General features: G+C 71.3%; 13 protein-coding genes. 4 read left to right on the top strand and 9 right to left on the bottom strand.

Features of this window, described 5'->3' with window-relative positions; genetic code table 11:
• Positions 1-32 precede the first annotated feature (32 nt).
• The 4 genes from ACFWWR_RS04500 to ACFWWR_RS04485 form a co-directional block, all read right to left on the bottom strand.
• Complete coding sequence (locus tag ACFWWR_RS04500; protein ID WP_383867499.1) at positions 33-392, bottom strand: UBP-type zinc finger domain-containing protein; 360 nt, start codon at positions 390-392, stop codon at positions 33-35.
• Complete coding sequence (locus tag ACFWWR_RS04495; RefSeq protein ID WP_384301927.1) at positions 389-1,849, bottom strand: ATP-binding protein; 1,461 nt, start codon at positions 1,847-1,849, stop codon at positions 389-391. Before ACFWWR_RS04495 ends, ACFWWR_RS04500 begins: the two co-directional genes overlap by 4 nt.
• Positions 1,846-3,522 carry an FAD-dependent oxidoreductase gene (locus ACFWWR_RS04490; RefSeq protein ID WP_383867503.1) on the bottom strand — a complete coding sequence of 559 codons (1,677 nt, stop codon included), beginning with the start codon at positions 3,520-3,522 and terminating at the stop codon, positions 1,846-1,848. The genes ACFWWR_RS04495 and ACFWWR_RS04490 overlap by 4 nt, the downstream gene beginning before the upstream one ends.
• 128 nt (positions 3,523-3,650) lie before the next feature.
• Entirely contained in the window at positions 3,651-4,004 is a 354-nt protein-coding gene (locus ACFWWR_RS04485) for a VOC family protein (protein ID WP_383867505.1), read from the bottom strand.
• A 63-nt stretch (positions 4,005-4,067) separates the two neighbouring features.
• Here ACFWWR_RS04485 and ACFWWR_RS04480 point away from each other — a divergent pair, with 63 nt between their 5' ends.
• A complete protein-coding gene (locus ACFWWR_RS04480) occupies positions 4,068-4,940 on the top strand; it encodes a universal stress protein (RefSeq protein WP_384301925.1) in 873 nt (290 codons plus the stop codon).
• A gap of 1 nt (position 4,941) precedes the next feature.
• Here ACFWWR_RS04480 and ACFWWR_RS04475 read toward each other — a convergent pair whose 3' ends face one another.
• From ACFWWR_RS04475 to ACFWWR_RS04460, 4 genes are all read right to left on the bottom strand, one after another.
• Positions 4,942-6,180, bottom strand: coding sequence for a DUF4032 domain-containing protein (locus ACFWWR_RS04475; protein WP_383867509.1), 1,239 nt, complete (start codon positions 6,178-6,180; stop codon positions 4,942-4,944).
• 58 nt (positions 6,181-6,238) lie between these two features.
• Positions 6,239-6,985 carry an MBL fold metallo-hydrolase gene (locus ACFWWR_RS04470; protein ID WP_384301923.1) on the bottom strand — a complete coding sequence of 249 codons (747 nt, stop codon included), beginning with the start codon at positions 6,983-6,985 and terminating at the stop codon, positions 6,239-6,241.
• A gap of 49 nt (positions 6,986-7,034) precedes the next feature.
• Positions 7,035-8,261 (bottom strand): acyltransferase family protein, encoded by a 1,227-nt coding sequence (locus tag ACFWWR_RS04465; protein WP_384301920.1) that lies wholly within the window; start codon positions 8,259-8,261, stop codon positions 7,035-7,037.
• A gap of 156 nt (positions 8,262-8,417) precedes the next feature.
• Positions 8,418-9,044, bottom strand: a complete 627-nt coding sequence (locus tag ACFWWR_RS04460; RefSeq protein ID WP_384301918.1) for an alpha-ketoglutarate-dependent dioxygenase AlkB — start codon at positions 9,042-9,044, stop codon at positions 8,418-8,420.
• 116 nt (positions 9,045-9,160) lie between these two features.
• Here ACFWWR_RS04460 and ACFWWR_RS04455 point away from each other — a divergent pair, with 116 nt between their 5' ends.
• Both ACFWWR_RS04455 and ACFWWR_RS04450 read left to right on the top strand, forming a co-directional pair.
• Positions 9,161-9,808 (top strand): TetR/AcrR family transcriptional regulator, encoded by a 648-nt coding sequence (locus tag ACFWWR_RS04455; protein WP_383867517.1) that lies wholly within the window; start codon positions 9,161-9,163, stop codon positions 9,806-9,808.
• Positions 9,809-9,825: 17 nt separating this feature from the next.
• Entirely contained in the window at positions 9,826-11,499 is a 1,674-nt protein-coding gene (locus ACFWWR_RS04450) for an FAD-binding dehydrogenase (RefSeq protein ID WP_384302114.1), read from the top strand.
• Between the two features lie 18 nt (positions 11,500-11,517).
• On the opposite strand, the gene ACFWWR_RS04445 is transcribed toward ACFWWR_RS04450, so the two are convergent.
• On the bottom strand, positions 11,518-11,868 hold the full coding sequence (locus tag ACFWWR_RS04445; RefSeq protein ID WP_383867519.1) for a DUF488 domain-containing protein: 351 nt from the start codon (positions 11,866-11,868) through the stop codon (positions 11,518-11,520).
• Positions 11,869-12,127: 259 nt separating this feature from the next.
• On the opposite strand from ACFWWR_RS04445, the gene ACFWWR_RS04440 reads away from it, so the two are divergent.
• The gene (locus ACFWWR_RS04440; protein WP_384301916.1) at positions 12,128-13,540 is read left to right on the top strand and encodes a M1 family metallopeptidase; all 1,413 of its coding nucleotides are present in this window, start codon (positions 12,128-12,130) and stop codon (positions 13,538-13,540) included.
• The last annotated feature ends 60 nt before the right edge of the window (positions 13,541-13,600 follow it).

Genomic DNA, 13,600 nt, shown 5'->3' with positions numbered 1-13,600 from the left:
CTGACAACACCCCTGCCCAGCAAGGGTGGGACTCAGCGCAACGTCTCCGCCCAGTTCGCCGGAACCCGCCCCGCGGGCCCCGGTGCCGGCTGGTCCGCGGGATGGTCGGCCGGCGGCGCGAGTTCCGGCCCGGCCTCGTACAGCTCGTTCGTCGCGAAGTTCCAGTACCAGCCCTCACCCGGCTCGAAGCTCTGCACCAGCGGATGACCGGTCTCCCGGAAGTGACCGGTGGCGTGCTTGCCCGGCGACGAGTCGCAGCAGCCGACGTGGCCGCACTGCGCACAGCGCCGCAGATGGAACCACCACCCACCGGCCGCGTCGCACTCCACGCACCCGGCGCCGCTCGGCGGAACGTCGGGCTCGATTCCGTCGATCGCGTTGTCGCTGGTCATGCCGGCTCCTCGGGTGCTGTGTCGGACTCCGCGGCCGTGAGCGGGAGAAGGACCTGGAATCGGGTGTCGCCCGGCTCGGACTCGACCTGGAGCGTGCCGTGGTGCTTGTTGACGACGATCCGCCAGGAGATGTCCAGGCCGAGCCCGGTGCCCTCGCCCACCGGCTTGGTGGTGAAGAACGGGTCGAAGATACGGCCGCGGATCTCCTTCGGCACGCCGGGCCCGGTGTCGCGGAACTCCACCAGCAGCCGGTCGTGGTCGAGCGCCGTCCGCACGGTCAACGTGCCTTCCTCACCCGCGCTGTTGATGGCGGACACCGCGTTGTCGATCAGGTTGGTCCACACCTGGTTGAGCTCCGCCGGGTACGCCGGGATCCTCGGGACCGTACGGTCGTACGCCTTGACGACCTTGATCCGCGGGCCGATCTTGCCCGACAGCATCAACAGGGTGCTGTCGAGGAGTTCGTGGACGTCGGCGACCTGGTACGGGGCCCGGTCGAGCTGCGAGTACTGCTTGGCGGCGTCGACCAGATGGGAGATCCGGGTGGTGGAGTCCGCGATCTCGTCCATCAACAGCTCTGTCTCGACCGTGTAGTTGAGCCACCCGATCGCACTCGGCAGGAGTTCCTCGTCCACGGCGGCGGCGACCTGGTCCAGCCAGTCGGTGTCGAGCCCGGCCTGCACGAAGGTGGGGGCGATCTGCCAGCCCTCGGGAATGTCGTGGTCGTCGAGCCAGTCGGAGAGGACGTCCTCGCGGTCCGAGGCCTCCAGGGGACTCAACGACGGTGCCTTGGCGACGCGTTCGGCGGTGCGTTCCTGGATGTCGATGAGGTTCGCCAGGGTCTCCGGCGAGAACGAGCCGGCGGAGATCACCCGCAGCTTGTGCCGCATCTTGCCGACACGTTCCCGCAGCGTGGCTGTGGCCCGCGCGGCCGCCGCCGCGGGGTTGTTGAGCTCGTGCGTGAGACCGGCGGACAACGAGCCCAGCGCCAGCAGCCGTTCGCGCTGCCCGATGGCCCGCTGGGTGCTCTTCGCACCGAAGAACAGCCCCTCCAGCAGATGCACCGCCATCGGGAACCACTCCCGCATGATGCTCGCGAACGTGTCCGCGGGCAGTACGAAGAACCGCGTCGGCTCGGTGACGCGCATGGAGTTGTTGTACATCTGCGGCACCCGGTCACCCAGATACGCCTGCATGGATCCCGCGTACACCCCGCGCTGCGAGGTCCGGTTGACCTCCACGTCGTCGCCGCCGACCCGGCGGGAGAGTACGACCGTGCCCTCGAGCAGGACGTAGAAGCAGGTGGCGTGCTCGCCCTCGGTGTAGACGGGACCGGGCTCGAACTTCTCGATCCGCCCCTCGCTGCACAGGCGCCCCAGCTGCTCGGGGGACAGCTTCTCGAACAGGAACAGCGACCCGATCTCCTGCGGGCTGCACGGCATGAGCTGCCCGCTCACGACTGCTCCAGATACCGGTGGACGAGCATCACGGCCATGGCTCCCTCTCCGACGGCGGACGCGACCCGCTTCGCCGACTCGGCGCGGGCGTCACCCGCGACGAACACGCCGGGAATGCTGGTCTCCAGATGGTACGGCGGACGGTCCAGCTCCCAGCCCGCGGGCGGTCGCCCGTCGGGGGTGAGGTCGGGCCCGGCCAGGATGAACCCGTGATCGTCCCGCAGTACCGTGCCGTCCAGCCAGTCGGTCAGCGGGGCCGCGCCGATGAACACGAACATCCACTGGGCGTCGACCAGTTCGGTCCGCCCGCTGTCGACGTCGCGCAGCGTCAGCTGCTCCAGGTGCCCGGAGCCGTGCGCGGCCTCCACGACCGTGCGGCAGCGCACCGTGATGTTCGGCGACTCCTCGATCTGCTGGATCAGGTAATGCGACATCGACGCCGTCAGCGACTCCCCGCGCACCAGCAGGGTCACCGACTTGGCGCCCCGTGCCAGGTACATCGCCGCCTGTCCCGCGGAGTTGGCGCCGCCGACGATGTACACGTCGTGGCCCTGGCAGGAGGCCGCCTCGGTCAGCGCCGAGCCGTAGAAGACCCCGCAGCCCGTCAGGTCGGTCGTGCCGGGGGCCTGGAGCTGCCGGTAGGACACGCCGGTCGCGAGGATCACGCTGTGCGCGGCGACCGCCGAACCGTCCGAGAACCGGACGACGCGCGCTGCGCCGTTGATCTCCAGTCCCGTCACTTCGCGCGCGCTGAGGATCTCGGCGCCGAACTTCGTCGCCTGCCGCCGGGCCCGGTCGGTGAGCTGGGCTCCCGAAACACCGTCGGGGAAGCCGAGGTAGTTCTCGATGCGGGAGCTCTGTCCGGCCTGCCCGCCGGTCGCCGACCGCTCGACGAGCACGGTTCGCAGACCTTCGGAGGCCCCGTACACGGCCGCGCCGAGCCCGGCCGGGCCGCCGCCGATGACGACGAGGTCGTAGAAGTCCGCCTCGGGTGTCGTGGCCAGTCCCACCCGGGCGGCCAGCTCGGGGGCCTCCGGTTCGACCAGGGGCGTGCCGTCCGGGGTGATCACGAGCGGCAGCCGCGTCGCGTCCTGCCCGGCCGCCGCCAGCAGGCGCTGCCCCTCGGGCTCGTCCGCCGAGTACCAGCGGTACGGCACCTGGTTGCGCGCCAGGAACTCCCGTACGTCCGACGAACGCGCCGACCAGCGGTGTCCGACCACCTTGGTGGCGGGCACCGGCCGGTAGTCGCTGCACCGCCATGCCTCCAGGAGGTCGTCCAGGACCGGGTACAGCTTCTCCTCGGGCGGGTCCCACGGTTTGAGGAGGTAGTGGTCGAGGTCGACGACGTTGATCGCGTCGATCGCCGCGTTCGTGTCCGCGTACGCGGTCAGCAGCACCCGCCGGGCACCCGGATACACGTCAAGGGCGTGTTCCAGGAACTCGATGCCGTTCATCTGCGGCATCCGGTAGTCCGCCAGGATCACGGCCACCAGGTCACCGCGCAGCTTCAGCTCGCGCAGGGCCTCCAGCGCGGACTCGCCGGACTCGGCGCGCACGATCCGGTACGACTCGCCGTAGCGCCGTCGCAGGTCCCGGGCTACGGCCCGGGACACTCCCGGGTCGTCGTCCACGGTCAAGATGACGGTCCGCGCTGCGTCCGCGGCCTGTGTCATACGTCTCCCACCCGAAATCGCACGTACGGCACGGTGAACCCGTGGTCGTGCGGCCACCGGGCCGGTTCCCGCCCATCGTATGTTCGATCGTGCCGCTTCGCTCAGGTATGCGGGAGCCTGTCGGGAGGTCAGCCCCGGCGCGGCCCGAGCACGCAGAACTCGTTGCCCTCGGGATCCATGAGCGTCACCCACGGCTGCTCGCCCTGGCCGACGTCCGCGTGCCGCGCGCCGAGGGCGAGAAGGCGAGCCACCTCGGCCTCCTGGTCGTCCGGCCGGAAGTCGAGATGGAGGCGGTTCTTGACGGTCTTGCTCTCCGGTACCGGCACGAAGAGCAGTCCGGGAAGGCGGTCCTTCTCCGGCCGGATCTCGAACTCGTCGGGGAGGTCGCCCACGACCACCCATCCCAGCGCCTCGGCCCACCAGCGGCCCAGAGCCGCCGCATCGGCCGCGTCCACGATCACCTGTTCCCATTCCAAGGTCATGGCGGCAAGCCTAGTGAAAACTGGGTACCGGCACGGGGATCACGACACAAGGAGGCCGGCAGCATGACGCGCCCGATCACGGCAGGGGTCGACGGAACCGAGGAGAGCCTGGCAGCGCTGGCATGGGCGGCCAGGGAGGCGGTGCGCCGGCGGCTGGCGTTGCGGGTGGTGCACGCCTGGCAGTACGAGCCGCACGAGGTGGTGGAGGCAGCGGATCCCGAGGTGCAGGCCGGATGGGCCAAGGAGGCGGTGGGCGAGGCCGCCCGCACGGTCACCGAGCGGCATCCCGACCTCGAGGTGTCCACGGACGTGGTGACGGGCGCCGACGTGGACGCGCTGGTCGCCGCGGCGGCGGAGGCCGAGATGCTGGTGCTCGGCTCACGCGGGCACGGCCGGGTGATCGGCTTCCTGGTCGGCTCGGTCGGCCAGCAGGTGATCGTGGAGGCGACACGGCCGGTCGTCCTGGTGCGTGCGGGCGACGACCCCTCCGGTGAGGCCGTCGGGCGCGAGATCGTCGTGGGCCAGCAGGGCGACCCGGAGGACAGCGCCGAGGTGCTGCGCTTCGCGTTCGAGGCGGCCGCGGCGCGTGGCGCGACCGTGCGCGCCGTGCGGGCCTGGACCCTGCCGCCCGTCTTCGCCTACAGCCCGGGCTCGCTCAAGCTCCTCGACGAGGCCGGCGGCCTCGAGCCGTACGAGAAGAAGGCCCTGTCCGCGGCGTTGAAGCCGATGCGGGACCGCTTTCCCGACGTGCCGGTCGCCGAGCACGTGGAGATGGGCAGCGCCGGGCAGGTGCTGCTGTCGGTGGCCTCGGAGGCCCAGCTGATGGTCGTCGGGCGCCGCGCCCACCGTACGGCCGTGGGCGCCCGCATCGGCTCGGTCGCCCACGGCGTCCTGCATCACGCGGGCTGCCCGGTGGCCGTGGTGCCGCACGCCTGAGTCAGTCGGCGGAGGGAGTGGGCTGGAGCGTCTCGCGCGCCTTGGGAAGGATGTTGTCGATGTAGTCCCGGACGACCGTGTCCAGCCCGATGTCGTGCTGGGCCCGCTCGGACAGGTACCAGCGGTGTTCCAGCAGCTCGTGGTAGATCTCGGCGGAGTCCATGGAGCCGCGCAGTTCGAGGGGCACGGCCCGCACGGTGGGGCGGAAGACGTCGCGCACCCAGCGGTGGGCGAGCACCTCCGGGCGGGCCGCGAGGGGGTCGCCCGGGGCGTAGTCGTCCTGGGTGGCCATCCAGGACTCCAGATCGCTCAGGAGTCGGCGGGCCTGGTTCTCCTCGGTGTCCAGGCCGGTCAGGCGCAGGAGCTGGCGCTGGTGGTGGCCGGCGTCCACGACCTTCGGCACGAAGGTGACGGTGTCGCCGTTGGTGGAGTGCTCGATCTGCATCTCGGCCACGTCGAAACCGAGCTCGTTCAGACGGCGGATCCGGCGCTCGATGTAGTGGTACTTGCCCGCCGGGTAGACGGACGTGCGGGTCACCTCCTGCCACAGCCCCCCGTAGCGCGCGCAGATCTCCATGCCGAACTCGATCGGGTCCACGGAGGGGTGCAGCGCCCCGGACGCCTCCAGGTCGAGCAGTTCGCCGCTGATGTTCACCCGGGCCAGGTCCAGGTCGTAGTCGCGCTGCCCGGTGCTGAGCTGCGAGTGCAGGTCGCCGGTCTCCGCGTCCACCAGATACGCGGCGTACGCGCCCGCGTCGCGCCGGAAGAGCGTGTTGGACAGCGAACAGTCTCCCCAGGCGAACCCGGACAGGTGCAGCCGCACCAGCAGCACCGCCAGCGCGTCCATCAGCCGGTGCATGGTCGCGGGCCGCATCGTCGTCTCGAACATCGACCGGTACGGCATCGAGCCGCCCAGGTGCCGGGTGATCAGCACCGGCTCCAGCGGCTTGTCGCCCGCGTCGGTGCGCCCGGTGACCACGGCGAGCGGGTCGACCGCGGGGATGCCGAGCCGGTCCAGGTCGCGCAGCAGCTCGTACTCGCGCAAGGCAGGGCGTTCGGCGAGCTCCTTGACGGCGATCACCTCGTCGCCGGCGCGGGCGTAGCGCACGACGTGGCGGGAGATGCCGCGCGGCAGCGGCACCAGGTACTCCTCGGGCCACTCCTCCAGCGGGAGGTGCCACGGCAGTTCGAGCAGGAGCGCGGGGTGCTCCGGGTTGGTCGCGCTGATCTGCAGAGCCATGGGTCGCGTGTCCTCATCTTGCGTCGCGTACTGCCTCGCCGGTGATCGTCACCTCACCTTAGAGCGCGCGCTCCCTGGCCTGAAGTGCCGCTTCACGGACCGGACCGCGGTGCGCGGGTCCGTGCCCGGGCAGCAGCAGGTCGCCGGCCAGCCCTTCGAGGACGTTCAGGGAGGCCACGGCACGGGCCCGCTCGTGGTGGAACATGTCGGGCAGCAGCTGCGGACCCCTGAGCCGCGAGGTGGGATGACCGCTCACCAGGGCGTCGCCCGAGATCACCACCCCGGCGTCCGGGAGGTGGAAGGCGGCGTGCCCGTCGGTGTGGCCGGGCGTGTGCACCGGGACGGGGCGGCCGGGCAGGTCGAGCGGACCGGCCGCCGGGAACGACTCGGGCGAGGCGACCGGGACCGGGACGGTGCCGCCCGAGCGGATCGCGTGCACGGCCCAGGGCAGGACGCCGGGCCGCCAGCCGTTCCTCAGAACCGTCCCGACGCTCACCTGGTGCAGGAACTCCCGCCGGGCGTGCGGCACTTCGGCCTCGTGCAGGTAGACGGGCATGCCGTACCCGGCGCGCAGGTACTCGGCCGAGCCCAGGTGGTCGTTGTGGGCGTGTGTGATCAGTACGGCCGTGACCGCCTCCGGCGAACTGCCCACCTCCGCAAGGGAGGTGAGGAGCCGCTCCCGGTCGCCGGGGTAGCCGGTGTCGACCAGCGTGACGGAGTCGCCCTCCGTGAGGATCACCCAGTTCGTGTTGCTGCCGTGCACCAGATAGGTGCCGTCGGCGACTTGCTGCACATCTGCCCGCATGATCGTCCCGAGTGCTGAGGTCCGTGACCGACGGACACAGCAAAGCAGATCAGGAAGGGGGCGGAGGGGGCAGGTCCGGTCGCATGCCGAACAGGAAGCGGGTGACCCGGGTTCGGCGTACGACGTACTCGTACACGACGAGGATCACCGCCAGGGAACAGGCGACGATCACCGTGTACTTCACCACGATCGGCGCCGACCAGCCCACGACTCCGTACGCGAACGCGACCACCACGGGCTGGTGCAGGACGTACAACGGCAGGGCGGCGGCAGTGAGATACAGCAGCACAGGGGAGGGCGGTCGGGCTTTCGGTGGCTCTTCCCCGTGCGGCCGGGCCTTGTTCGGCTCGCCCCCGCGCGGGCGGTCCAGCAGTCCCAGGATGGCCACCACCCAGCACCAGCCGGCCGCCCCGAACAGCCCCCGGGTGGACAGGGCGAGGCCGCTCCTCGCGGTGAACGGATCGTCTACGGAGAGGAATCCGGGTGAGGTCGCCACGAACAGGACGACCCCGAGGACACCGGCCGGGACGGCGAACCGGCGCATGGTCGCGCGGATGCCCTCGTGGTCCGCCAGGGCGTGCCCGAAGAGGAAGAACAGCAGATAGGCCCACCGGTTCCAGCCCGCGAAGCCCTCCTCCATGCCGAGCAGCGAGTTGATCAGCGCCAGGGGCAACGCGGGCAGCAGGAGCAGGGCGGGCCGGCGCTCCACCGCGTCCCCGGCCCGCCGGGCGGCTGCCGCGAGAGGGGCCGCGACGGGCGCGAGGAGCAGGCTGAAGACCAGCAGAAGGAGAACGAACCACAGATGGCCGGTCTCGAAGTGGTCCCCTTCGAGAACGAAGGGGAAGTCACCGGGGTCCGGACGGACGGTGAGGAAACGGGCCGAGAAGTCCCCGTACGACTCGTCGTAGCCGGGCTCGGCGGCGCGCTGCCGCAGCCACTGCGGCAGGGGACACAGGACGAGCGTCGCGAAGACCAGCGGGACGCCCAGGCGCAGCAGGCGTTCCCGGGCGAAGCCGCCCGCTCCGCGCCGGCGCAGTGAGTGGCGGGCGCCGAGGCCGGCGACGAGGAAGAGCAGGGGCATCGCCCACACCACGCCGAGCCCTGCGACGACGGTGACGACGTCGGTCGTCTCCCGGTTCTTGACGTAGAAGTCGTCGTCCGGCGAGAAGACCAGGGCGGAGTGGAAGAAGACCAGGCCCAGGACGACGAGCGCACGCAGCATGTCGAGTTCGACGCGTCGGCGAACGGCCGGCGGCCGTCCGGTTTCCGCACCCATCCCGGCCTCCCCCCGATGTGCGCCAGTGTGGGGGAGGGGGCGCGGGGACGACAGGGTTCCGGCGGAACGGGACTGCCTCCGGCACCGTCCGCCGGAGGCAGCCCCCGCGCGCCTCCGGAGCGGCCGCCTCTCCGCCCCGGCGCACGCCGTCCTGCGTCAGTGCACGCCCTGCGGGCGGAACTGGATGCTGATGCGCGGTCCCGTGGCGCGCGTGGTCTTGGGGATGGAGTGCTCCCAGGTGCGCTGGCAGGAGCCGCCCATCACGATCAGATCGCCGTGCCCCAGCGGCCGCCGGACCGTGTCCCCGCCGCGCATCGGCCGCAACAGCAGGTCGCGGGGGGTGCCGACCGAGAGGATCGCGACCATGGTGTCCTCGTGGGCGCCCCGGCCGATTCGGTCGCCGTGCCAGGCCACGCTGTCCCGGCCGTCGCGGTAGTAGCACAGTCCGGCGGTGGCGAACGGTTCGCCCAGCTCCTCGGCGTAGTGCGCGGACAGTGCCTCGCGGGCCTCCGTCAGCAGCGGGTGCGGGAGTGCGTCGTCGGCCCCGTAGAACGCGAGCAGGCGAGGCACGTCGACGACGTGGTCGTACATCTTCCGGCGCTCCGCCCGCCACGGCACCTCGGCGGCCAGCTGCTCGAAGAGTTCGTCCGAGCCGCTCAGCCAAGCGGGCAGCACGTCGATCCAGGCGCCGAGGCCGAGCACGGTACGGCGGATCCCGTCGAGGGGGCCGAGGCGGAGCTCGTCGGTCTGGTCGAAGAGGGAGCCCTGGAGGTGCCTGGTCATGAATCCAGCGTACCCCTTAATCGAAAGTTTGTTCCTATGTGGCGGCGGGATGTGGGCCGGACCTTTCGATACATCGCTGTATCGGATACATTCCCGTATCGAACGGGGGTCCTGACATGGCGGTCGAGGAGAAGGCCGGGCGCGTGACCAGGCGTCGTGTCCGCACGCGGGCCAACCTGCTGGACGCCGCCTTCGCGGTCTTCGCCGCCAAGGGCTTCGGTCGGGTACCGATCGAGGAGGTCTGCGAGGCCGCCGGCTACAGCCGGGGCGCCTTCTACTCGAACTTCGACAGCCTGGACGAGCTGTTCTTCGCCCTGTACCGGCAGCGGGCCGACCTGATCGCCGAACAGGTGGCCGAGGCCCTGGCCCTGGACGGACCCGAACTCGACGTACCGGCGTCCGTGGACCGGGTCACCGAGGTGCTCCTGCTCGACGTGGACTGGCTGCTGGTGAAGACGGACTTCCTGGTGCACGCCGCCCGGGACCCGGCCGTCGCGCAGTCCCTGCTGCAACACCGGGAGCGGCTGCGGCAGGCCATCGAGGACCGGCTCGCCCGGGCCACGGGGCACACCGCACTGCCCGCCGTGCTCGGCGGCATCGACGGCGCCGCCCGCGCGGTCGTCGCCGCGTACGACGGAGTCACCACCCAACTGCTGCTGGACAAGGACGTCGAGCGCGCCCGTGTCTGGCTGGGGCAGTTGCTCACCGCGCTGCTGACCGACGGCAGCGGCACACCCGAACAAGACCCGAAGAGACCCCAATGAGAAGGGCAACGGTCGCCATGGATGCGGACGTCATCGTCGTCGGAGCCGGACTCGCGGGCCTGGTGGCCGCGCACGAACTCACCAGCCGGGGCCGCAGGGTCGCGCTGGTCGACCAGGAGAACGCCGCCAACCTCGGCGGACAGGCGTTCTGGTCCTTCGGCGGGCTGTTCCTCGTCGACTCCCCGGAGCAGCGGCGCCTCGGCATCAAGGACTCCTTCGATCTCGCCTGGAACGACTGGCAGGGCAGCGCGCAGTTCGACCGGATCGACGACGAGGACTCCTGGGCGGTGCGCTGGGCGCGCGCCTACGTCGAGTTCGCGGCGGGCGAGAAGCGGTCCTGGCTGGAGGGGCACGGCATCAAGTTCCTGCCGACCGTCGGGTGGGCCGAGCGCGGCGACCTGACGGCCCACGGACACGGCAACTCCGTGCCCCGCTTCCACATCGCGTGGGGCACCGGCACCGGGGTCGTGGAGCCGTTCGTCGAGTACGCCAAGCAGGCCGCGTGCGACGGGCTGCTCACCTTCCACTACCGCCACCAGGTCGACGAACTGGTCGTCGAGGAGGGCGTGGCGAGCGGGGTGCGCGGCACCGTGCTGGCCGAGGACGACTCCCCTCGCGGTGTCGCCTCCAGCCGCGACCGTGTGGGTGACTTCGAGCTCACCGCCCGGGCCGTCGTCGTCACCACCGGCGGCATCGGCGCCAACCACGACATCGTGCGCCGCTACTGGCCGGAGCGGCTCGGCACCCCGCCCGCCGAGATGGTCACCGGAGTGCCCGCCTACGTCGACGGCCGAATGCTCGACATCAGCGCGAACGCCGGTGTGCGCCTGGTCAATCGCGACCGCATGTGGCACTACACCGAGGGCCTGCAGAACTGGGACCCGATCTGGCCGGGCCACGGCATCCGCATCCTGCCCGGTCCGTCCTCGATGTGGTTCGACGCCCTCGGCCGCCGCCTGCCCGAGCCCTGCCTGCCCGGCTACGACACCCTCAGCACGCTCAAGTACCTGCGCACCACCGAGGACATCGCGGACCACGACCACTCCTGGTTCATCCTCACCCAGAAGATCATCGAGAAGGAGTTCGCGCTGTCGGGCTCCGAGCAGAACCCCGACATCACCGCCAAGGACCGGGCCGGTTTCCTGCGCACGCGGGTGCTCGGCAAGGGGGCACCCGGCCCCGTGGACGCGTTCCTGCGCAAGGGCGCCGACTTCGTGTCCGCCCCGAACCTGGAGCAGCTCGTCGAGAAGATGAACGCACTGACCGACAAGGCGCTGCTGGACGCCGCCTCGATCCGGCGCCAGATCGAGGCCCGCGACCTCCAGATCGCCAACTCCTACAGCAAGGACGCCCAGGTGCAGGGCATCCGCAACGCCCGCCGCTACATCGGCGACCGCCTCGGCCGCGTCGCCACCCCGCACCGCATCCTCGACCCGGCCGCCGGGCCCCTCATCGGCGTCAAGCTGCACACCCTCACCCGCAAGACCCTCGGCGGCATCCAGACCGACCTCGACTCGCGCGCCCTCGGCACCGACGGCAAGCCCCTCGACGGTCTGTACGCGGCGGGCGAGGTCGCCGGCTTCGGCGGTGGCGGCGTCCACGGCTACAACGCGCTGGAGGGCACCTTCCTCGGCGGCTGCCTCTTCTCCGGGCGGGCGGCGGGGCGGGCCGCCGCCCGGCAGACGGCCTGACCGCGACGGCCCGTCTCCTCACCCCTGGAGGAGGCGGGCCAGCACCGCGGCGTGGCTCTGCTCGGGGGACTTGGCGGCGGTCAGCAGGGTGATGGAGCCCTTGGCGGCCAACTCCCTCACGCCGTCGAGCAGTTCGGCCGCCTCGGGGGCGGCCAGCTCGGCCTCGTAACGCCCGCTGAACTCCTCGTACGACCCCTCGCCCGCGTGGTACCAGCGGCGCAGCTCGGTCGACGGGGTGAGGGCCTTCGGCCACTCGTCGACCCGGGCCGCGTCCTTCGACAGGCCGCGCGGCCACAGCCGGTCGACCAGGACGCGCACGCCGTCCTCGGGCTCGGGCGGTTCGTAGACGCGGCGCACGCGCACACTCACGGACGGGCCTTTCTCGAGTGGGCCAAGGTGCGGGGAGCGTATCGCCGCGCTCCGCTGTGTCCGGGCCGCGCAACGCGACTTGACCCGACCGAGGGCGATCCACGAGGCCGTCGGCCCTAGGGGGCTTCTGATGGATCTCCGCGGCGTCGCGGCGCCCGGCACGCCCTCTCGCCGCACCGAACGCCGCTCCTTCTCCCGCGGAGATCCATCAGAAGCCCCCTAGCCTGAGGCCGTCCGCCCCCCACATGTAGGAGCGCTCGTGTCGCAGCCCCCCAGACGTACCGCCGTTCTCCGCCGCGAAGCCGTGCTCGCCACCGTCCCCGTCGCCCTCGCGGCCCTGCTGGTGGCCGCCGGACCCGCGTCGGCGGCAACCGCCGGCACCACCGGCGTCGGTGACCCGTACTTTCCGCTCGCCGGCAACGGCGGATACGACGTCGGCCACTACGACCTGACTCTCCGTTACGACCCCGGCAGCGGTCATCTCGCCGGCAAGGCGGTCCTCACCGCCCGCGCCACCCAGCGGCTCACCCGCTTCGATCTCGACCTCAACGGACTCAGGGTCACCGGCCTCACCGTCGACCACGCCAAGGCCGAGCACACACGCGACGGCCAGGAACTCGTCGTCACCCCGCGCCACACCCTGCGCAAGGGCCAGAAGTTCCGGATCGCCGTCACCTACGAGGGCAAGCCCCGCCCGGTCACCGACCCGGACGGCTCGCTCGACGGCTGGATCCCCACCGACGACGGCGCCTTCGTCGCCGGGGAACCCCAGGGCGCCATGACCTGGTTCCCGGCGAACAGCCACCCCACGGACAAGGCGTCGTACGACTTCACGATCACCGTCCCCAAGGGGCGGACCGCCGTCGCCAACGGCGTCTTCCTCGGCGAACGCACCGCACACGGGCAGAGCACGTTCCGCTGGCGCCAGCAGGAGCCGATGGCTGCCTATCTCGCCACCGCCACGGTCGGGAAGTTCCAGGTGCGGCAGTACACCACCCGCGACGGCATCCAGGTCTACGACGCCGTCGACCCCCGCGAGGCCGAGGCCGCGACCCCCGTCCTGAAGCAACTGCCCTCCGTACTGGAGTGGGAGAGCAAGCTCTTCGGTCCCTACCCCTTCCGCGCCGCCGGCTCGATCGTGGACCGCGCGCCGAACGTGGGTTACGCGCTGGAGACCCAGACGCGTCCCGTCTACGACGCGGCGCCCGGCCTGAGCACCCTCGTCCACGAGAGCGCCCACCAGTGGTTCGGCGACTCGGTCACCCTCACCTCCTGGAAGGAGATCTGGCTCAACGAGGGCTTCGCGACCTACACCGAGTGGCTGTACAGCGAACAGCACGACGGCACGACCGCCCAGCAGACCTTCGACGCGCTCTACGACCGCCCGGCCGACGACGGTCTGTGGGCGTTCCCGCCCGGCGACCCCGGCAGCGGCGCGAACATCTTCGGCACCCCCGTCTACGCCCGCGGCGCCATGACCCTGCACGTCCTACGCAAGGCCGTGGGGGACCGGGTGTTCTTCCGGATCCTGCGGGCCTGGGCGGCGGAGCACCGCGACGGCCACGGCACGACACCGCAGTTCGTGCGCCTCGCGGAACGGGAGTCCGGGAAGGACCTGGGAGATCTGTTCCGGACCTGGCTGTACACGGAGGGCAAGCCGGGCAAGCCGTAGCACCGAGAGGACTGTACGGACCGAACAGGCCCCGGAACCTGACGAGTTCCTCACAAGTGT

The organism is Streptomyces sp. NPDC058678 (genome assembly GCF_042714835.1).
Lineage (GTDB): Bacteria > Actinomycetota > Actinomycetes > Streptomycetales > Streptomycetaceae > Streptomyces.
The sequence above is the reverse complement of the archived record's forward strand: the minus strand, read 5'-3'. Positions and strand labels throughout refer to the sequence as shown.